General features: G+C 39.7%; 16 protein-coding genes. 1 reads left to right on the top strand and 15 read right to left on the bottom strand.

The window, feature by feature from the left end; all coding sequences use genetic code 11:
- Nucleotides 1-77: 77 nt before the first annotated feature.
- The 14 genes from JOC31_RS07080 to JOC31_RS07015 all read right to left on the bottom strand — a co-directional run bounded on the left by JOC31_RS07080 (nucleotide 78) and on the right by JOC31_RS07015 (nucleotide 16,705).
- A complete protein-coding gene (locus tag JOC31_RS07080; protein ID WP_205017460.1) occupies nucleotides 78-866 on the bottom strand; it encodes a YSIRK-type signal peptide-containing protein in 789 nt (262 codons plus the stop codon).
- Between the two features lie 452 nt (nucleotides 867-1,318).
- Nucleotides 1,319-2,449, bottom strand: a complete 1,131-nt coding sequence (locus tag JOC31_RS07075; protein ID WP_205017459.1) for an acetylornithine transaminase — start codon at nucleotides 2,447-2,449, stop codon at nucleotides 1,319-1,321.
- Nucleotides 2,450-2,452: 3 nt separating this feature from the next.
- Nucleotides 2,453-3,190, bottom strand: a complete 738-nt coding sequence (gene argB / locus JOC31_RS07070; protein WP_205017458.1) for an acetylglutamate kinase — start codon at nucleotides 3,188-3,190, stop codon at nucleotides 2,453-2,455.
- A gap of 9 nt (nucleotides 3,191-3,199) precedes the next feature.
- A complete protein-coding gene (gene argJ / locus JOC31_RS07065) occupies nucleotides 3,200-4,393 on the bottom strand; it encodes a bifunctional ornithine acetyltransferase/N-acetylglutamate synthase (RefSeq protein ID WP_205017457.1) in 1,194 nt (397 codons plus the stop codon).
- A 21-nt stretch (nucleotides 4,394-4,414) separates the two neighbouring features.
- A complete protein-coding gene (argC, locus tag JOC31_RS07060; RefSeq protein WP_205017456.1) occupies nucleotides 4,415-5,440 on the bottom strand; it encodes an N-acetyl-gamma-glutamyl-phosphate reductase in 1,026 nt (341 codons plus the stop codon).
- A 179-nt stretch (nucleotides 5,441-5,619) separates the two neighbouring features.
- Nucleotides 5,620-5,796: a hypothetical protein gene (locus JOC31_RS07055; RefSeq protein WP_205017455.1), complete on the bottom strand. Its 177-nt coding sequence runs from the start codon at nucleotides 5,794-5,796 to the stop codon at nucleotides 5,620-5,622.
- Between the two features lies 1 nt (nucleotide 5,797).
- Nucleotides 5,798-8,416 carry an alanine--tRNA ligase gene (gene alaS, locus JOC31_RS07050; protein ID WP_205017463.1) on the bottom strand — a complete coding sequence of 873 codons (2,619 nt, stop codon included), beginning with the start codon at nucleotides 8,414-8,416 and terminating at the stop codon, nucleotides 5,798-5,800.
- Nucleotides 8,417-8,827: 411 nt separating this feature from the next.
- The gene (locus tag JOC31_RS07045; RefSeq protein ID WP_205017454.1) at nucleotides 8,828-9,886 is read right to left on the bottom strand and encodes a peptidylprolyl isomerase PrsA; all 1,059 of its coding nucleotides are present in this window, start codon (nucleotides 9,884-9,886) and stop codon (nucleotides 8,828-8,830) included.
- Between the two features lie 67 nt (nucleotides 9,887-9,953).
- Nucleotides 9,954-10,661, bottom strand: coding sequence for an O-methyltransferase (locus JOC31_RS07040; protein ID WP_205017453.1), 708 nt, complete (start codon nucleotides 10,659-10,661; stop codon nucleotides 9,954-9,956).
- Nucleotides 10,662-10,856: 195 nt separating this feature from the next.
- Entirely contained in the window at nucleotides 10,857-12,074 is a 1,218-nt protein-coding gene (locus tag JOC31_RS07035; RefSeq protein WP_205017452.1) for an L-lactate MFS transporter, read from the bottom strand.
- Nucleotides 12,075-12,314: 240 nt separating this feature from the next.
- Nucleotides 12,315-12,929 carry an HAD-IA family hydrolase gene (locus JOC31_RS07030; RefSeq protein WP_205017451.1) on the bottom strand — a complete coding sequence of 205 codons (615 nt, stop codon included), beginning with the start codon at nucleotides 12,927-12,929 and terminating at the stop codon, nucleotides 12,315-12,317.
- Nucleotides 12,930-13,126: 197 nt separating this feature from the next.
- Nucleotides 13,127-14,920, bottom strand: coding sequence for an oligoendopeptidase F (pepF, locus tag JOC31_RS07025; protein WP_205017450.1), 1,794 nt, complete (start codon nucleotides 14,918-14,920; stop codon nucleotides 13,127-13,129).
- Complete coding sequence (locus JOC31_RS07020; protein ID WP_338058837.1) at nucleotides 14,913-15,887, bottom strand: competence protein CoiA; 975 nt, start codon at nucleotides 15,885-15,887, stop codon at nucleotides 14,913-14,915. Before JOC31_RS07020 ends, pepF begins: the two co-directional genes overlap by 8 nt.
- A gap of 74 nt (nucleotides 15,888-15,961) precedes the next feature.
- Nucleotides 15,962-16,705 (bottom strand): pseudouridine synthase, encoded by a 744-nt coding sequence (locus JOC31_RS07015; RefSeq protein ID WP_205017448.1) that lies wholly within the window; start codon nucleotides 16,703-16,705, stop codon nucleotides 15,962-15,964.
- Between the two features lie 96 nt (nucleotides 16,706-16,801).
- On the opposite strand from JOC31_RS07015, the gene JOC31_RS07010 reads away from it, so the two are divergent.
- Nucleotides 16,802-17,758 (top strand): glutathione S-transferase family protein, encoded by a 957-nt coding sequence (locus JOC31_RS07010; RefSeq protein ID WP_205017447.1) that lies wholly within the window; start codon nucleotides 16,802-16,804, stop codon nucleotides 17,756-17,758.
- Between the two features lie 313 nt (nucleotides 17,759-18,071).
- Here the strand turns inward: JOC31_RS07010 and JOC31_RS07005 are convergent, their stop codons facing one another.
- Nucleotides 18,072-18,773, bottom strand: a complete 702-nt coding sequence (locus JOC31_RS07005; protein WP_205017446.1) for a glucosamine-6-phosphate deaminase — start codon at nucleotides 18,771-18,773, stop codon at nucleotides 18,072-18,074.
- Nucleotides 18,774-18,918: the final 145 nt, after the last annotated feature.

The raw sequence follows: 18,918 nt of genomic DNA, 5'->3' as shown, positions 1-18,918 counted from the left end.
TATCCTTTGACAAATATCTAAGCCGACTACTTTAGGTCAAAAAAGGTTCTGTCGTTCAGAAAATGAAATGGAGTATCTCATGCGTTTGTCGTGTCTGAAGCTACCTCTGCTTTACGACTAGCAACACGGTCACGAACACCTGCTACAGCTTCACGCGCTGGCTGTTCAAGTGCATCTACTGCTGATTGGCTTGTTGCATCGTTAGCTTGTGCTACAAATGACTCATAGAGGGCATTGTAGGAATCAAGAGCTGATTGAATATCTTCCGTTGAAAGACCATCATTCAAATCAGCTTTAGCCGCATTGATAGCAAGTTGGAGACCATTGATAAAAGAATCACGATCTACTGTTTCAGCTGTCGCTTGGGCTACTTCCGCTTTACGACTAGCAATACGATCACGAACACCCGCTACAGCTTCACGCGCTGGTTGTTCAAGTGCATCCACTGCTGATTGGCTTGTCGCAGCATTAGCTTGTGCTACAAATGACTCATAAAGAGAGTTATATGAATCAAGAGCTGACTGGATATCTTCCGCTGAAAGACCATCATTCAAATCAGCTTTAGCTGCATTGATAGCAAGTTGAAGACCATTGATAAAAGAATCGCGGTCTACTGTTTCAGCTACTGCTTCTGAATCTGTTGCTGCAGTAGCAACTTCAGTGGATTCAGACGTTGCTGCGGTTACGACGTCATTAGCTTCAGTCGTCGCTTGTGCATCTGCTGTAGTAGTAACAACATCACCTGTCCCAGTAGCTTCATCAGCACTAACTACGCTTCCAGCACTAACTAGAAAAGCCGCAGCTGCAATAGATGCTAAGCCGTAAGACGATTTTCTGAGATAGTATTTCATTTTTTTCGTTTCCATAATTTCCTCCAAATTGTATATTTGTAACAATACAACACCATTACAGAAACATAATAAACTTATTTTTATTAACAGTCAACACAAAAATATAATTTTTTGACTATTTTTTATATTGATAAACTCTTTATTTCCAAGCTTTTTCAGAACAGTGACTACTTTTTTATACAATTCCATTAAAATATATTTTGAATTTTTCAAACAATTCAAACAAAACAAAACACTTATCATATAAGAGAATCTTAACTTTCGATAAACTCAAGATAGGCAGACGTCACTTGTCAAAATCCCCAATCAAACCCTTTTCATTATTATTTTCTAATGTTCGTTTATTTTTTTATGTCTTTTCAGTAATATACTCCTCGATATCATCTCGTATCGAAATCTTATAGCAGTAAAAAAGCGCCTATACAAAGCATTAAAATAACCTGCTTTATAGACACTTCTCCTACTTATCATATTCTAAAAATATCTGTCAAAATATTAATAGCTTCTTCTAATTCGTCTTTTTCTACCGTTAATGGTGGTAATAACCTAATAACATTCGTACCTGCTGTTAAAACAACCAAACCTTTGTCACGCGCTTTACTAACAAGATCAGTTAAATCACCAGTGGTTTCGATACCAATCATCAACCCTACTCCTCTGACTTGAGTCACTAGAGGATTGTTTTCCAAGGCATCAACCAACTGTTTTTGAAGACTTTGCCCTTTTTGCAAAACCTCATCCAAAAAATCACTCGTCATCACATCTAAGACCGCAGAACTGGCTGCCATCGCTAATTTATTCCCACCAAAGGTAGATCCGTGGCTTCCATAAGAAAAAGCTCCCCCTAGTGCTGATTTGGCCAACATAGCACCGACTGGAACGCCGTTCCCAAGCCCTTTAGCCAGCGTGAAAATATCAGGTTCAATCCCATAATGCTGGAAAGAAAAGAGTTTCCCTGTCCTCCCCATCCCAGTCTGAACCTCATCAACAATGAGCAAGATCCCTTGCTCCTGACAAAATGCTGTTAATGCTTTGACAAAGCTCGCTTCTGCTGGTTGAACACCAGATTCCCCTTGAACCAACTCCAACATAACAGCAGCAGTCTGATCAGTCACCAAGTCTTTGACGGATTGTATGTCATTATAAATACCATACTTAAAGTGAGGCACACCGTCTCCAAATCCCTCTTTTATTTTGTCCTGACCAGTCGCCGACATCGCTCCAAAAGTACGCCCGTGAAAAGAATTGACAAAACAGATGATTTCCTGCTTGCCAGTAGCCTTTCTCGCCAACTTAATCGCTGCTTCGTTAGCTTCAGCACCACTATTAGCAAAGTAGGCAAGATAGTCCTTGTCGCCAATCAACTTATCTGCTACCTCTTCTTGTAAGCTATTAATATAGAGGTTAGGCGTATGCCAAATTTGGCTAACCTGCTTTTGCAAGGCTTCTTGAACATAGGGATGAAAACCGAGATTGGTCACACCGATACCACTTGAAAAATCCAAATACTTCTTACCATCTTGATCAAATAGATAGTTCCCTTCAGCTTTTACAAACTCAATAGCTGCCCTCTTATAGTTTTGAAATAATTTTGTCATTACTTACTCCTTACTAATGATCGTTCCTGTCTCTAGGTTGTCTCCGATAACAACCTGACCGACACCAGCTTCGACTGTTTCTGCCGCCGACTCTATCTTGGGAATCATGCCACCAGTAATCACCCCAGAAGCAATCTTACCTTGAATCTCTTTGGTCAATAGCTGAGCTAAGACCTGACCGTCTTCCATGACCCCCTTAACATCTGTCATCAATACCAAACGATCCGCTTTTAAAGCTATTGCTACCGATTTAGCAAGATAGTCAGCATTAACATTTAGTATTTCTCCAGATGGCGAATAAGCCAAGCTAGCTAGGAGAGGAATTTTTCCTTCAACTAACAGACCTTGTAGAAGCGACTGATCAATACTGGTCACACTCCCCACATAGCCATATTTAGCCTTGTCCAAAAAGGTCGCTTCAACCAACTGTAGTTGCTCCAAAGTCAACTGATGAATCGCAAGTCCTGCTTCATCTAACTTTTCAGCCAGAGACTTCCCAACCCTATCCACAAGAGCCTCAACAATCAAAGGCATATCTTCTTTTGCAGTGACACGTAAGCCATCGCACTTGACTGTCTCGTGTCCTGCCTTTTCCAATACATCTGAAATCGCAAAACCGCCACCATGAACCACAACCAGGCGATGACCTGCCACCTGCCATTTTTGTAAAGTCGCAACAACATCAGGTGCCAACGATTGACCTGCAATACCACCAATTTTTATGACAATAACTTGAGACATCTTAACTCCTTACGTTCTATAGAGGCTATTGATTTTAACATAATCATAAGACAGGTCACATCCCCAGGCTGTTCCTGTTTCAGCACCTGCATGCAAGTCCACAGTGATGGTAATCTCATCTGCATGCATAATATCTGCCATAGCTTCTTCATCAAAGCTAACAGGACTCGACGCTATCATAACTGGTAAATCTCCCAATAGAATATCAATATGATCAACAGGAACATCTACACCTGCATAGCCAACAGCCGCTAAAATACGGCCCCAGTTAGGGTCTTCACCAAAGATAGCTGTTTTTACAAGACTAGAACCAACAACTGATTTAGCCATCATACGTGCATCTAGTTGGTTAGGGGCATTGACAACATCAACTTGAATCAATTTAGAAGCCCCTTCACCATCTTTAGCGATTTTTTTAGCCAAATCTTGCATCACAAATGACAGCATCTCTTTGAATTTTTCGAAGTCTTCTGTGTCTGGTAAAATTTCCTTATTTTTTGTACAACCGTTTGACATAACTAAAACCATATCATTAGTTGACGTATCACCATCCACGGTAATCTGATTAAAGGTTGTCTCAACATTGCTTGACAAGGCCAGCTGCAAGGTCTCACTCGAAATATTGGCATCACAAGTAATGAAAGCAAGCATGGTTGCCATATTAGGATGAATCATCCCTGAACCCTTGGCAACTCCTGACATAGTCACAATATCTCTACCAAATTCCTCAGTTACTGAAATAGTCTTGACACCTGTATCAGTCGTTAAAATAGCTTTCGCAAAATCATCGGCGTTACCATTAACCACAATCTTAGAAAGACCATTTTTCAAGGTATCCATAGGAAGTAATTCTCCAATAACACCTGTTGATGCAACCCCAACAAGCTCTGGGTCAATCTTTAACTTATCTGCTGTCAAAGCTTGCATTTCAAAAGCATCATCCATCCCTTGAACACCAGTACAGGAATTGGCAACTCCTGAATTGACAACAATTGCCTGCATCTGGCCTGCTTTTTGCACAGATTGCTTAGTGACAATTAAAGGTGCTGCAATCACCTTATTTGTCGTGTAAACACCTGCTACACTGGCGGGCACTTCTGACACAATCCATCCAAAATCCATCTTGTATTTTTTAAATCCAGCATGTAATCCATCCGCTGAAAATCCTAAAGGACTTGCAATATTACCATCAATTACTTTCATAACTACTCTCTTTTCTATCTTTTACAAATAAGTCGCCTGCACTGGCAAACCTTCTGCCTCATCCCATCCCATCATCAGATTGAGATTTTGCACGGCCTGACCAGCCGCTCCTTTTATCAAATTATCAATAACGGAAATCACTGTTAAAATACCTGTTTTTTCATTCACTTGAAAACCAATATCAGTATAGTTAGTTCCCAACACTTGGTGCAAATCTGGCAAACCCTTAGACAAGCGGACAAAAACCTTATCAGCATAAGCTTTCTCAAAAATCATTTGAACCGCCTCTTGACTCACCCCTTCTTTTACTTTTAGGTAAGAGGTTGAAACAATACCTCTATTGATTGGCAATAAAGACGTTGAGAACTGAATAGGTAACAAGTCAGCATCGAACAAGTGTAATGCCTGCTCAATTTCTGGAATATGCTGATGCTTATTCAACTTATAAGTGACATAATTATCATGAACATTCACAAAGTGGCTGCTATCTGACAAACCCTTACCAGCTCCTGTCAAACCACTCTTAGCATCAACAATAATACTACTATCCTTCTCAAGAACTTCAGCTTGAACCAAAGGAAGGAGAGCTAACTCCGTAGCAGTCGCATAGCAACCTGGATTAGCAATAAATTTCTTGCCTTTAACATCTGTGAACTCAGCCAAACCGTAAACAAACTGATCTAAAATAGCCTGCTTGGCTGGTTCTTTAGCATACCACTCACTATAACTAGTTGCAGATAATCTATGGTCTCCTGATAAATCAATGACAGGAAAACCAGCCTCTACAAACGGCTCAGATAAATGAGAAGCAATTCCAGATGGTGTTGCAAAGAAAACCAAATCAGACTTAGACATAATCTCTGCAGCATCAAAGGCTTCGATGACCAAATCACATTGATCTGTCAAATGTGGATAAATATCAGATATACATTGACCTACCTCTTTTGTTGCATGAATAGACACTACCTGAACTTTTTTATGATTATTCAATATCTTCAGCAATTCCAAGCCGCTATATCCTGTTATACCTACAATCGAAACCTTCATATACAACACCTCTCGAATATTTATAAATTAAAGTTTAATGTATTTTTATTCATAAGTCAATACATTTTTGTAAAATTATAAAAAATAAAAAATGATTTTGAAAATTTATTCAAAATCATTTTTATTCATTTAATCTATCATTTCCAAGAACAAGTAGATGATAATCTCAAATAAGCCTATCAATCACCTGATGTGAACTGTTTCAACAAGTTATGAATAAGCCCTGTCAAAACAAGACAAATCATAGCTGCTAGCAACCAAGATTCCCCATGCAAAAACAACCAAATCGTATGGATTAACTGTGCTAAATCAGCGATGCCTAAAAAGATAAGAGTAAGCTTTTGAAACCGTGACATCTTAAAGTTTCTCTCCAACTGCTGCTAGAAGCTCTGCTATTTTACTTGCATCACTACCACCTGCCATGGCCATATCTGGTTTACCACCACCACGACCTGCTACAATCGGTGCTAGTTCTTTAATCACATTTCCTGCGTGAACATCTTTTGATTTACTTGCTACAAGGACATTGACTTTCTCACCGATACTTGCCACAAGAACGAGGACATCTGAGTAGTCTTTTTGTTTCCAATTGTCAGCAAAGGTACGAAGAGCACCTGCATCAGCAACGTCTACTTGGCTAGCGATGAAGCGTACACCATTTGCCTCTTGGACATCCTTAAAGACATCCCCAGATGCTGCTGCTGCTGCTTTTTCTTTAAGCTCTGCATTTTCTTTTTGAAGATCACGAAGAGAGTCGCTGAGAGCTTGTACCTTAGCTGCTGCATCTTTCAATTGTGGTGCTTTAACCGTAGCCGCAATCTCTTTAAGCGTATCTTCTTGGCTACGATAAACTTCAAAAGCTTGCTTACCAGTTACCGCAAGAATACGACGTGTTCCCGAACCGATACCTTCTTCTTTGACAATCTTGAAGAGACCGATTTCTGACGTGTTAGAAACATGCGTACCACCACAAAGCTCGATAGAGTAGTCACCGATAGTGACGACACGGACAACCTTACCATATTTTTCACCAAAGAGTGCCATAGCTCCCATTTCTTTGGCAGTATCCACGTCTGTTTCAACGGTCACAACTTGGATAGCTTTCCAAATCTGTTCGTTAACTTCTTCTTCAATACGACGCAATTCTTCAGCTGTCACTGCCTCAAAGTGCGTAAAGTCGAAACGAAGGAATTCTTCTTCATTCAATGAACCAGCCTGAGTAGCATGATCTCCAATCACATGGTGAAGAGCCGCGTGGAGCAAGTGTGTTGCTGTATGGTTTTTCTCAACAGCCAAACGACGCTCTTTGTTAATGTCAAGCTTATAAGTTGTACCAACAGAAAGTGACGCCAAGACATTGACGGTATGAAGTGGCTGACCATTTGGCGCTTTCTGCACATCGACAACCTCTGCAACAACATCTCCCTTGTCATTTTTAATAACACCGTGATCAGCAACTTGTCCACCCATCTCAGCGTAAAATGGTGTTTGACTAAAGACAAGAAGAGCTTGACCTTCTGAAACAGCTTCTGTACGCTCATTGTCAGCAATAATGACTGAAAGATTTGAAGTAAGAGCGTCCGCACCGTAAACAAACACTGACTCTTCAACAATACCAGCCAAGGTTTCGTTTTGCATACCCATTGAGCCACCTTTGACCACTGCTGCACGCGCACGGTCTTGTTGTTCCTTCATGGCTGCTTTGAAGCCTTCGTGGTCAATCTTGTAGCCAGCATCCTCTGCCAATTCCTCAGTTAGTTCTACTGGGAAGCCGTAGGTATCGTAAAGTTTGAAGATGTCTTTACCGTCAAGGGTGTCTTTGCCAGCCGCTTTCAAGTCTGCAAGCAATGAATCTAAGTGGCCACTACCTGCATCAATGGTACGTGCAAAGGTTTCTTCCTCACGTTTAACGATTTTCTCAATAAAATCGCGTTTTTCAAGAACTTCTGGATAGTAGCTTTCCATGATTTGACCAACAGTCACAACCAATTTATAAAGGAAGGTCTCATTGATACCAAGACGACGACCATGCATAACAGCACGACGGAGGAGACGACGAAGAACGTAGCCACGTCCCTCATTTCCAGGAAGGGCACCATCACCAATAGCAAATGAAAGAGCACGAATATGGTCGGCAATGACCTTGAAGCTCATGTTATCACCATCTGGATCGTAAGTTTTACCAGATAATTTTTCTACTTCACGGATGATCGGCATGAAGAGGTCAGTTTCAAAGTTTGTTTTTGCCCCTTGCATGACAGCTGCAAGACGTTCAAGACCTGCACCCGTATCAATGTTTTTGTTAGGCAATTCTTTGTACTCAGAGCGTGGCACAGCTGGATCAGCATTAAATTGTGACAAGACGATATTCCAGATTTCGATATAACGATCGTTTTCAATATCTTCAGCCAAAAGACGAAGTCCGATATTATCTGGATCAAAGTCCTCTCCACGATCAAAGAAGATCTCTGTATCTGGACCTGAAGGACCTGCACCGATTTCCCAGAAGTTATCTTCGATTGGCACCAAATGACTTGGTTCAACACCACAAGCAATCCAACGGTTGTATGAATCCTTATCATCTGGGTAGTAAGTCATATAGAGCTTATCTTTAGGGAAGTCAAACCACTCTGGGCTTGTCAAGAGCTCAAATCCCCACTCGATAGCCTCGTCACGGAAGTAATCACCAATTGAGAAGTTACCAAGCATTTCAAACATGGTGTGGTGACGAGCTGTTTTACCAACATTTTCGATATCGTTAGTACGGATAGATTTTTGAGCATTGGTAATACGTGGATTTTCAGGAATAACTGACCCATCAAAATATTTCTTCAAGGTCGCAACCCCTGAGTTAATCCAAAGAAGCGTTGGGTCATTGACTGGAACAAGATTAGCAGAGGGCTCAACAGAGTGACCCTTTGATGACCAGAAATCTAACCACATTTGACGAATTTGTGCAGAAGACAATTGTTTCATAATTAAGATACCAAGCCCGTAAACGTCACGGTGAAAATAGGAAAGTTGACCCAAGTGCTAACACCTAGTCTAACGTTATTTTTTTCACACAGACCTTAGGGCGAGTTCAGTTAGACTAGCTAACTAAACACTTCCTTTCATTGTTATTCTGGTTAATAAACAAATAAAATGACAAAATCAAATCGACGAAGGGCGAAAAACCGCGGTACCACCTTCATTCAATGATCTTGTCATTCTCCATTATTATATTTGAGTTATAAAATAGGGTAGCAAAGCACTCATTCCATCCATGGCTCACAGCAACCGCCACTTTTCTGTTTCCGGAAGACGAGTCTCTTTCCCTATTTGAGTTGTGAGATAGACTCACATACTCTTTATTTTACTTGATTTTAGGTCTTAGGTCAAGCTACTTTAGTTTGAAGAGCTTGTTGTGCTTGAACTGTCAGTTGTCGTTGTTGTACTTGAACTTTCAGTTGTTGATGATGAGCTTGATGAACTTGATGATGAGCTACTTGATGTGTTTGTATATTGCGCAAGAACAGTTGAGAAGGCAGTGTCTTTAATTTTAACATTTGCTTTATCAAGCGCTGCTGCAATTACTTTATTTTGATAACTTGAATCTGTTGTGTATTTATTCATCAACAAAGTCTTCAATTGAGATTTATATGATTTCCAATCTGATTTTTTCTCTTCACGTGACACTGTTTTAACAACATAGTAGCTGTATTTATAAGTTGAAGAGTCTAAAACAGAGATAACACTTGAGACAGTACCCGCATCTTGAGAAAGGGCTGTTGATAAGACATCACTTGGAAGATCTGTACTTGATGAATTGACAGTGTATTCGTATTTTTTATCCGTTTCTTCTGTCTTATCTTTAGCGATAGAGGCAAAATCTGCTCCTGCAGCAGCTGCTGAAGCTTGAACAGTGTTAGCGGTATCTTGATCACTCAATTTAATGATTTGAACTTTAGTATCAGGAACGTATGTTTTGAAAGCCTCTTTGTAGTTAGCTGTTGTCAATTCTTTCTTAGCAGCTTCTTTTACTGCATACTCAATCAACATTGTTGTACGAATTTGTTGCTTGTAAGTATCTGCAGTCAAACCAGCTGATGTCAGTGCTGCTGAAAATGATGTACCGTAGTTTGAAGCTGCTTTATTATATGCTTCATCTACTTTCGTATTAGATACTTTGCTACCGTACTGCTCTTCAAATACACGAGTCAAAATCAATGTCAACATTGATTGTTGACCTGTAGAAGTTGTTTTAATTTCTTGATAGAAATCTGACACGTTGATGCTGTTACCTTTCATCGTAACAAGGTTTGTCTCAGATGAGTTTCCACCTTTGATACCGATGTAAGTAATCCCTGATGCCATTAAAGCAGAAACAACAACAAGTGATGTTGCTTGGAAACCTTTACTTTTTACAAGGTTAACAAAGCCATTTTCAGATGATTTTTTAGCCATAAGTCTATTATTAACTCCTTTTATTCACATTAACTTTGCCAGTATACCATATTTTCCTAAAAAATGCTTAATCTGGTAAAATTATCTCTTCTTTATTTTTACGGATCATCAAAAGACCGTCACTCAAAGGTACTAGAGTACTTGTCAAATCAGGATGATTGAGGGTTGCTTCAAAAAGACGCTGCAAGCCACGATAAATCGTTCGTTGACCTCGTCGAACCTCTTCGATCGGACGAGCAATATCTCCTCCTTGGAAAACATCATCCATAACGATAACACCACCAACTTTAAGACGTTTTAGAACCTCTGGTAAAAAAACAATATACTTAGACTTGGCAGAATCCATAAAGACAAAATCAAATTCATCATCTAGTGTTGCCAACATATCAACAGCATCACCTTCCACTAAGCGAATCTGCTGCCTTGTATCGTACTTGGCGAAATTCTCTTTGGCAAATCCAATCATTTCGGGATTACGATCGATAGTTGTAATTTTAGCATCTGGAGCATTTTCAGCCATCAAAAGCGCTGAAAATCCAATAGCAGTCCCAATTTCAAGAATACTCTTGGGTTGTAAAGTCTGCATCAAAAAGCGAAAATACGCCACAACTTCATGCTGGATAATCGGAATATTTTCTTGACGAGCAAATGCCTCCAATGCAGCCAAGCCATCTTTATTTTGCTTCTGACGCGTTCTGAGGTAATCCAATACTTCTTCTTTAACAACTGGGCGTCTCATGTTATGATTAGCCGTTTTACTATATGATTTAACCATGCCGTAAAGTATATCACAAGTGTTTCTTAGGGTCAAGAAAAGGCTATTTAACAGACTTTATCGATACATTTAAGCCATATATCAATCATAAAAATAAACTACGACCAACTCAAGGGTCAGTCGTAGTTAAGAAACAGGAAATGATTTATTAGCATTTACCAACCAATGCCATACCTATTGAATTGACGATTTCTATTAGTCATTTAACAAGGGACGTCGACGTAAGATCAGCATCAAAAGCAAGGCAAAAATATAGCAAGCTGCAAAGATAATCAAGGTCCATGTGTAAGAACCAAACTTCTCGTAAGTAAATGACAATAACATAGGTCCAGCTAAGGCTGCCATCCCCCAAGCAGTCAACATATAGCCATGGAGCGCAGCTAATTCTTTGGCACCGAACAAATCACTCAGATAAGGAGGAATAAGTGAGAAACCTGCACCGTAACAAGTCATCAACAAGGCCATAGCTGTCACAAATACCCAAGATTGATGGAAGAAAATAAGAGAGCTTGTCATGCTAATATTAACCACCAACAGAGTCACAAAAGTCCAAGGACGACCGATATAGTCTGACAAGGCTGCCCAAGCTAAACGACCAAAGCCGTTGAAAATCCCCATAAAACCCACAATAACCGCAGAAGCTGCTACAGACATACCAGACAAGTCCTGAGCCATCGGAGCAATAACTGAAATCAAACCTAATCCACAGGCAATGTTAATAAAGAAGATTACCCAAAGCAAGTAAAATTCAGGTTTCTTCAAAGCTTGATTGGCCTTGATTCCTTTACTAAGATCAGCTTTTTTACTGTCTTTACTCATAGTCGTCAACAAGGCTTGCTCTTCTGCACTCGGACGTTTAATGAACTGAGCCACCACAATCATGACAAGAAAATAAGCCACTCCTAGAATGTAAAAAGTATTGACCACTTGAACCTTTTCAATCAAAAACTGAGCTATCGGACTTGTCAACAAAGAAGCAAAGCCAAATCCCATGATAGCCATTCCAGTCGCTAGTCCTCGCTTATCAGGAAACCACTTGATGATTGTTGAAACAGGTGTGATGTAACCAGCACCTAGACCAATTCCACCTAAAATACCATATCCTAGATACAGCAACCATAATTCATGATGAGCAATGGCATAACCCGATAATATAGTCCCTCCAGCATACAAGAAGGCTGACAAACTCCCTGTTAGACGTGGACCCAAAGCTTCCACAAGGCGTCCCATAAAGGCTGCAGACATACCTAGACAAAAAATAGCTAATGAAAAAGTAAAGGCGACAGCTGATTGACTCCATGAAGTCTGCTCCATGATTGGATTGCGGTAAACACTCCAGGCATAAGTTGACCCCAACATCAAATGTAGGATAACTCCACAACTGGCAACTAGATAGCGATTCGTTTTAAACATATGACCTCCGAAAAAGCGAACATTATTCAAAAATAACAGTTATTACGTTAGGGTTTCATTGTACGATATTCTCTTTTTTAGAGCAAACAATCTGTTTTGTAATTTTTTATTTCTGTACTATAACAAAAAAAGGCTGAACATTATCCAGTATTTTGAGTCAGAAAAAGAGACCGAACGCTTGTCCAGTCTCTTGATTTTTGTACTTTAATGATAGGCTTCAACCGATTCATCTCTGACGTCTCAAGCAAAAATACTCATCACTTCAGATAAATCTTCAATTTTACGATTGGTTTCAGTATCTGCTTGACCTAGGTTAATCGAAAAAATGCCAGCCGCTTGGGCAACCTCGACATCAATGCGACGATCACCAATATAGTAAGTATCCTGCTTATCTAGGTTATACTTTTCGATGAGATAATTAACAGCTTCTGGATCAGGCTTACGCTTAAAGCCGTTAGCTGATGTCACAACTTCTTCAAAATAAGAAGCTACACCCAGTCTCTCCAACACTTGTTCCGTTGTACTGCCTTTATGCGTATAAATGAGGTTACGAATCCCTTTTTCCTTTGTCCAATCTAAAGTCTCTTTTGCATAAGGCATTAGGTTGATCAAGTCATCACGCGCTTCTTGCTCTCTATTGAAAAACTGTAATAATTCTTGAAAATCAAGATTTTCTTCTAGAGCCAATTGACGTAATAGGCTACCAACAGACTCTCTGATGATAAAGTCCATAACCCAATCTTGATCAAACTCTAAACCATACATGTCATACAACAAAACAAGAACCTCATGAATCACCTGATACGATTCTACCAGGGTACCATCAAAATCCCAAATAAAAGTTCTCTTTGTCATCAAATCTCTCCATTTTCCTTTACTACTTTTTAATAGTTTATCATAGTATTGTTATCAAATATCAACAAGTTTGTTAAGAGAAAAAAACATTTTCCATGTGGCAACGCTATCAAAAAGATTTTTTTCGCACAAATGCAAAGAATTAAGATAAGATAAAAACAAAATGAAGATTACTAATATTGAAACAGAATCTATTTTTAGAGTAAATCAACCAGATCTTCTAACTCACTAAGACGTTTTTCAAAGACCTCAAAAGCCTGATCAATGTAATCAGATGTCGTCATATCAACACCTGCTTTAGCAATAACATCCAGAGCATCTGCAGAATTACCTGCCTTAAGGTAGGCAAGATACTTATCTTTGTCTTCTTGATTACCGTGAACAATACGGTCAGCAAGATAGCTAGCTGCAGCAAAGCCTGTTGCGTATTGATAGACATAATAATTGTAGTAGAAATGCGGAATACGTGCCCACTCATATTGGATTTCTGGGTTATCAGATGCTTTTAGACCATAGTATTTTTCATTTAAATCCGCGTATAGCTGATTGAGGTAATCACTGGTAAGAACTTGCCCTTCTTGGTCTGCTTTATGAATGAGATGCTCAAACTCTGCAAACTGTGTCTGACGGAAAACCGTTCCTTTAAAGCCATCAAGGTAATGATTCAAAATAGCAAAACGTTCTTTGACATCCTTAACTTCTGCCAAAAGAGCTTCTGTCAAAATATTTTCATTAGTAGTTGAGGCGATTTCAGCTAAGAAAATAGAATAGTCTCCATAAACATAAGGCTGATTCTCACGTGTAAAGGTAGAATGCATGGAATGACCTGTCTCGTGAACTAGGGTGAAGAGATTGTCTAGAGTATCTTGCCAGTTCAATAGCATAAAGGCATTGGTATCATAGGAGCCTCCTGAATAGGCTCCTGAACGTTTACCTTTATTTACATGAACATCAATCCAACGTTCAGAAAAAGCACGTTTAACACGTTCAGTGTAATCCTCACCAAAAATAGATAGAACCTGCTCGGCTTTTTCCAGCGCTTCTTCATATGTCACTGCCAAATCCATCTCAGATAGTGGCGCATAAACATCATACATTTTTAAATCATCCAAACCTAACAGACGTTGACGCAAGGCCATGTATCGGTGCAACAAAGGCAGGTGATTATGAACAGATGTAATCAGAGCATCATAGACTGATTCAGGGATAAAGTTAAGAGACATAGCAGCTTGGCGAGCAGACTCATAATGACGTACCTTCGCTTTAAAGTTCTGCACTTTTACATGTGATTGCAGTGTCTTAGCATAGGTATGCTGAAACTGTTCGTAAACACTGTAATGCGCTTCAAATGCTCCTTTTCGAATGTCACGATTTTTTGATTCCATCAAACTAATGAAATTGCCATGTGTCAATTCGATTACTTCACCATCATCATTGGTTACCCATGGGAAACCGATGTCTGCATTATCTAAGATAGCAAATGTTTCAGAAGGTGCTGAGAAAATCTCAGAAGCAGAAGCTAAGAGGGCTTCTGATTCTTGTGAAAGGACATGCTCCTTACCTCGTAAGAGTTTTTCAAAGAAATAGCGATAGTCTTCTAATTCCTTTTCTTCTGATAAGAAAGAGTCAAACTGCTCCTGACTAATCTGCATAAACTCTGGTTCAAAGAAGGCAAAAGACTCGTTCAAATAGCCATAGAGGGCAGAAGCCTTTGCTTGAAACTCTTGGTACTTAGCAACCGTTGTGTCTTGGTCATTTTTCATGGATGCGTAGACATACAAGGTCTCCAAACGACGATGGATGGCTAGGTACTTATTGGTTACTTCCAACAAACTGCTAGCAGAGTCCAAAAGGTGACCTTGGTAAACACCGACTTCTTGACAAAGTGCTCTCAACGCTTTCTCTTCTTCTTCCCAAGCTTCATCTGTTGGAAAGATAGTGGTTAAATCCCAAGTGTATTTTTCTTCTAAATGCTGACGATGATCACTCATGTGACGACCTCTTTTCTTTTAAATCTGATTTCATTTTAACATAAACTGCAGGCGGATAGAGAACCTGATAGCGCTTATCGGTTACTTTTTCGTAAAACTGATTGAAAGCCTGGTAAAATGGGGCCAGATCTTCTTTTATTTGACAAAAACCATGGTCTGATTTTGGAAAGCGAATCTGAGGGTAAAAAGAGTCCAGTGGTCTGGTCAGGAGATTGTCTCCTCTTAAGTAAGCTGCTTCTTGTAAGCTCATCCAAAACGCTTTCTTCTGCTGCAACTGTCTTTGGATATAGTTCAGCAGGTCAAGGTGGCAGGCTCTCTGATAGGTCTGTATTTTTTGAGAACGATAAGGTATCCGAAAAACATCAATCACATGTGCTGCCAATGGAAACTGCTGCTCCAGATAGTGTACCTTTCCTTGCCAATCCTCATAAATAAGGTATTTCAACCGAATAAGCGATTGGTCAGCATCTAACTCCCACAAGTGGAATCCCATATTGGATGAAAAATAAAGGAGTTGCCGTTGCAAGTCTGTTAGGCGCTGCTGCATCCAAAGACGCTTTCCTAACAACCATAGAACTTGAATTCCCACTTCTTGATAAGAATTGGTCCTCTCTCTTAAACGCTCTATCGACAGAGGGCTACATTGAACCTCCAAAGCTAGGCGATCATTAACCATAAGGTCCGCAATTTGTTGAATATCGGGTAAGACTTTTTCAATCTCTACCTTCTCTGTCTCAGCCAGACTGCTATAAAGCTGCGCTTTCAAACTTAAATGCTCTGAAGACTCATTTTCATGAAAAAACTGACAGTCTTTGAGACTTTGATGGGCAAAATGAGAACGCATCACTGCTCCTGATTTAAAAACTAAGGGACCTGAACAAGCAGGACAATAATACTGAATCCTTCTCTCAATCACCTGGTCCAAACAAGAATATAGCTCTCCCTGAGCATCTTTAGCAATTAACACCAGTACCTTCCTCCTCATAGACGACAAAAAACGTTTGGAAATCCTCCCAAACGATTGATTAATATACCATTAGTCTAGCCTTCATCTAAATATTCGACATTAGTCTCGAAAATAAGACAGTAATTTTTTTGCTCTTCTTCTGTTAAAGAACGATAAGTCCCTAACGCCAAGTCCCCTAAGCTAAAGGGACCAAATCTAACACGCTCTAGATAGGTTACCTTAACCCCATAAGCTAGAAACATTTTTTTAACTTGATGAAATTTGCCTTCTGAAATAGTGATATAAGCACAGCTCTTTTCTGAACTGGAACTGACAATGTCTAGCTTAGCTGGTTTACAGACAGTTCCATCCAAAAAAGCAATACCATTTTCAAAAAAGAAAGGAGCATCATCACCCAACTCATCATTAACTTCAACATAGTAAGTCTTATCGACATGGTGCTTAGGGTGAAGAAGTCGATAGCCAAGGGGTCCATTGTTTGTGATAAGAACTAGACCTTCTGTGTCTCTATCCAATCGACCGACAGGATAGAGGCCTTCTCTTCGGTCTTTTGGGTCTATCAAATCAATGACAGTCTGATGTTCAACATCCGAAACTGCCGACACGACACCACTAGGCTTGTTAAGAATATAATAAACATCTGGAGAATAGCTGAGCCTTTGACCAGATACTGTGACTGTTTGAAGATTGGGGTCCACATTGAGACTATCATCTCTAACAAGGTCACCATCAACGCGCACCTGTAAACGACGGATTAGTTTTTTCACTTGCCCCCTCGAACCAAAACCTGCCTGGCCTAATAATTTATCTAAACGCATAAGACCATTGTACCATAGCAAGCTAAATTCTTGTATTTTTGCGAAAAATGCATTAATATATCACTATCTAGTAACAATGTAAAGTGAGGATTTCTTATGGGACTTTTACAAAATGGCAAATGGGTTGACAAATGGTACGATACCAAATCAACAGGGGGCAAATTTGTCCGCACTCAGACCCAGTTTCGTAACTGGATCACGGAGGATGGCTCTGCTGGACCAACTGGAACTGGTGGTTTCAAGGCTGAGTCTGGCCGCTACCACCTCTATATCTCACTAGCTTGCCCTTGGGCTTGTCGCACACTCATCATGCGTACCTTAAAAGACCTAGAGGAGCACATTTCCATTTCCATTGTGAATCCTTTGATGCTTGAAAATGGCTGGACTTTCGAAGAAGCAGATGGGGTTATTGCAGACTCTGAATTGCACAGTGACTATCTTTACCAAGTCTATTTAGCTGCCCAGCCTGATTATTCTGGACGTGTCACTGTACCAGTTCTTTGGGATAAAAAAACAAAAACGATTGTTAATAATGAATCTGCTGAGATTATGCGTATGCTAAACACCGCTTTCAATAACCTCACTGGCAATACTGAGGACTATTATCCCAAAGAGCTACAAGCTGACATTGATGCCATGAATGACTTTGTCTATCCAAATATCAATAATGGTGTCTATAAGGCAGGATTTGCTACCACTCAGGAAGTTTACGAAGAAGAGGTCAAGCAACTCTTTGCTGCTCTAGATCATTTGGAAAATCTACTAGATGCTAGTGATTTTCTCGTCGGCAATCGCTTCACCGAAGCAGATATCCGTCTCTTCACAACCTTGGTACGCTTTGATTCTGTCTACTACGGGCATTTCAAAACGAATAGTCGTCGCTTAGTGGACTACCCAAACCTTTGGAACTATACCAAACGTATCTACAATATGCCTGGAATTGCTGATACTGTGAACTTTGACCACATCAAAAAACACTACTACGGTAGCCACAAAACAATCAATCCTACAGGCATCGTACCAGTTGGACCAATTCTAGATTGGACACTATAGAGAGTGGGACAGTAAAAACAGCTGGAAGATTTTTTAGGAAATCAACGAAAACATTCGATTTTGTCAACAAGTTTTTATTTTTAGCTGCTGACCTGAAACAGGCATCCCTAGAGTGTTTCACTACACCTTCCGCACAGCTCAAAAGATTTGGGGAACCTTTTAAGGTTGTTGATAACATCAAACCTAGCTTGATGTCAAAGCAAGATTGTAACAGTTGATTTTTCAACGAATTAGAACCCACTCAACCACTAAGTCCCGAAAATTGGATAATAAAAAGATAAGAAGCTAAAGACTTTTGTCTTAGCTTCTTTCATTATAATTGACTCGCTGCAGCTTCATCTAGAATAACAATGACGTCTGGGTGTTTTTGAAGAATACTTGCTGGCAAGTCTTCTGTCACAGGACCGTAAATCATTCCTTTTATAGCAACAGCTTTCTCGATACCATAAGCCATAAGAACAATTGTTTTTGCAGTCATGATAGATGCAATCCCCATAGAAATAGCTTGTCTAGGAACATCATCACTCTTGTCAAAGAAACGACTATTAGCTTGAATAGTATCTTCTGTCAAATCAACAAGATGGGTTGTCATCTCAAAAGACGTTCCAGGTTCATTAAAACCAATATGCCCATTTCTTCCAATACCTAGAATTTGAAAATCAATAGGATGCTCATCAAGCACCCGATCATAGTTGCTAGCTTCTGCTAGCAAATCTTTGGCAAGCCCATTGGGTAAAAAGCTCTCCTTAAAAGGTTTCGATTCCAATAAATGTTCCTTCATAAAATAGGAATAGCTCTGCGGATTGTCAGGAGATAAACCAACATATTCATCGAGATTAATGCTCGTTAGCTTCGAAAAATCAATTGAACTATCAACCAGTTCTTGATAAAAACTCAAAGGACTGCTACCAGTCGCTAACCCTATTGTTTGTATTCCAGAGTCTATCTTTTCCTTAAGGAGGGCAAAAGCAAGTCGCCCTCCTTCTTTTTGATCTTTAACACGTAAGAGTCTCATCACTACCTCCTTTGGTCTATACCTTTATACTCATATTTTAAGGTATAGACCAATTATAGTCAAGCCAAATCAATTAAGATAAAAGTCCTTCCAACAAGATCCCCTATCTATGCATAGTCTCAGATGACTCTAGTAACTTATCGTG

Source organism: Streptococcus saliviloxodontae (genome assembly GCF_016908655.1).
Lineage (GTDB): Bacteria > Bacillota > Bacilli > Lactobacillales > Streptococcaceae > Streptococcus > Streptococcus saliviloxodontae.
This window is presented reverse-complemented; position numbering and strand designations above follow the sequence as displayed.

What these genes read in the sequence shown, in the direction of transcription:
- JOC31_RS07040 (WP_205017453.1), bottom strand. Translation starts at nt 10,661, where the DNA reads ATGGTTAAATCATATAGTAAAACGGCTAATCATAACATGAGACGCCCA.
- JOC31_RS07075 (WP_205017459.1), bottom strand. Translation starts at nt 2,449, where the DNA reads ATGACAAAATTATTTCAAAACTATAAGAGGGCAGCTATTGAGTTTGTA.
- JOC31_RS07005 (WP_205017446.1), bottom strand. Translation starts at nt 18,773, where the DNA reads ATGAGACTCTTACGTGTTAAAGATCAAAAAGAAGGAGGGCGACTTGCT.
- pepF (WP_205017450.1), bottom strand. Translation starts at nt 14,920, where the DNA reads ATGAGTGATCATCGTCAGCATTTAGAAGAAAAATACACTTGGGATTTA.
- argB (WP_205017458.1), bottom strand. Translation starts at nt 3,190, where the DNA reads ATGTCTCAAGTTATTGTCATAAAAATTGGTGGTATTGCAGGTCAATCG.
- alaS (WP_205017463.1), bottom strand. Translation starts at nt 8,416, where the DNA reads ATGAAACAATTGTCTTCTGCACAAATTCGTCAAATGTGGTTAGATTTC.
- JOC31_RS07015 (WP_205017448.1), bottom strand. Translation starts at nt 16,705, where the DNA reads ATGCGTTTAGATAAATTATTAGGCCAGGCAGGTTTTGGTTCGAGGGGG.
- argC (WP_205017456.1), bottom strand. Translation starts at nt 5,440, where the DNA reads ATGAAGGTTTCGATTGTAGGTATAACAGGATATAGCGGCTTGGAATTG.
- JOC31_RS07030 (WP_205017451.1), bottom strand. Translation starts at nt 12,929, where the DNA reads ATGACAAAGAGAACTTTTATTTGGGATTTTGATGGTACCCTGGTAGAA.
- JOC31_RS07010 (WP_205017447.1), top strand. Translation starts at nt 16,802, where the DNA reads ATGGGACTTTTACAAAATGGCAAATGGGTTGACAAATGGTACGATACC.
- argJ (WP_205017457.1), bottom strand. Translation starts at nt 4,393, where the DNA reads ATGAAAGTAATTGATGGTAATATTGCAAGTCCTTTAGGATTTTCAGCG.
- JOC31_RS07055 (WP_205017455.1), bottom strand. Translation starts at nt 5,796, where the DNA reads ATGTCACGGTTTCAAAAGCTTACTCTTATCTTTTTAGGCATCGCTGAT.
- JOC31_RS07035 (WP_205017452.1), bottom strand. Translation starts at nt 12,074, where the DNA reads ATGTTTAAAACGAATCGCTATCTAGTTGCCAGTTGTGGAGTTATCCTA.
- JOC31_RS07045 (WP_205017454.1), bottom strand. Translation starts at nt 9,886, where the DNA reads ATGGCTAAAAAATCATCTGAAAATGGCTTTGTTAACCTTGTAAAAAGT.
- JOC31_RS07080 (WP_205017460.1), bottom strand. Translation starts at nt 866, where the DNA reads ATGGAAACGAAAAAAATGAAATACTATCTCAGAAAATCGTCTTACGGC.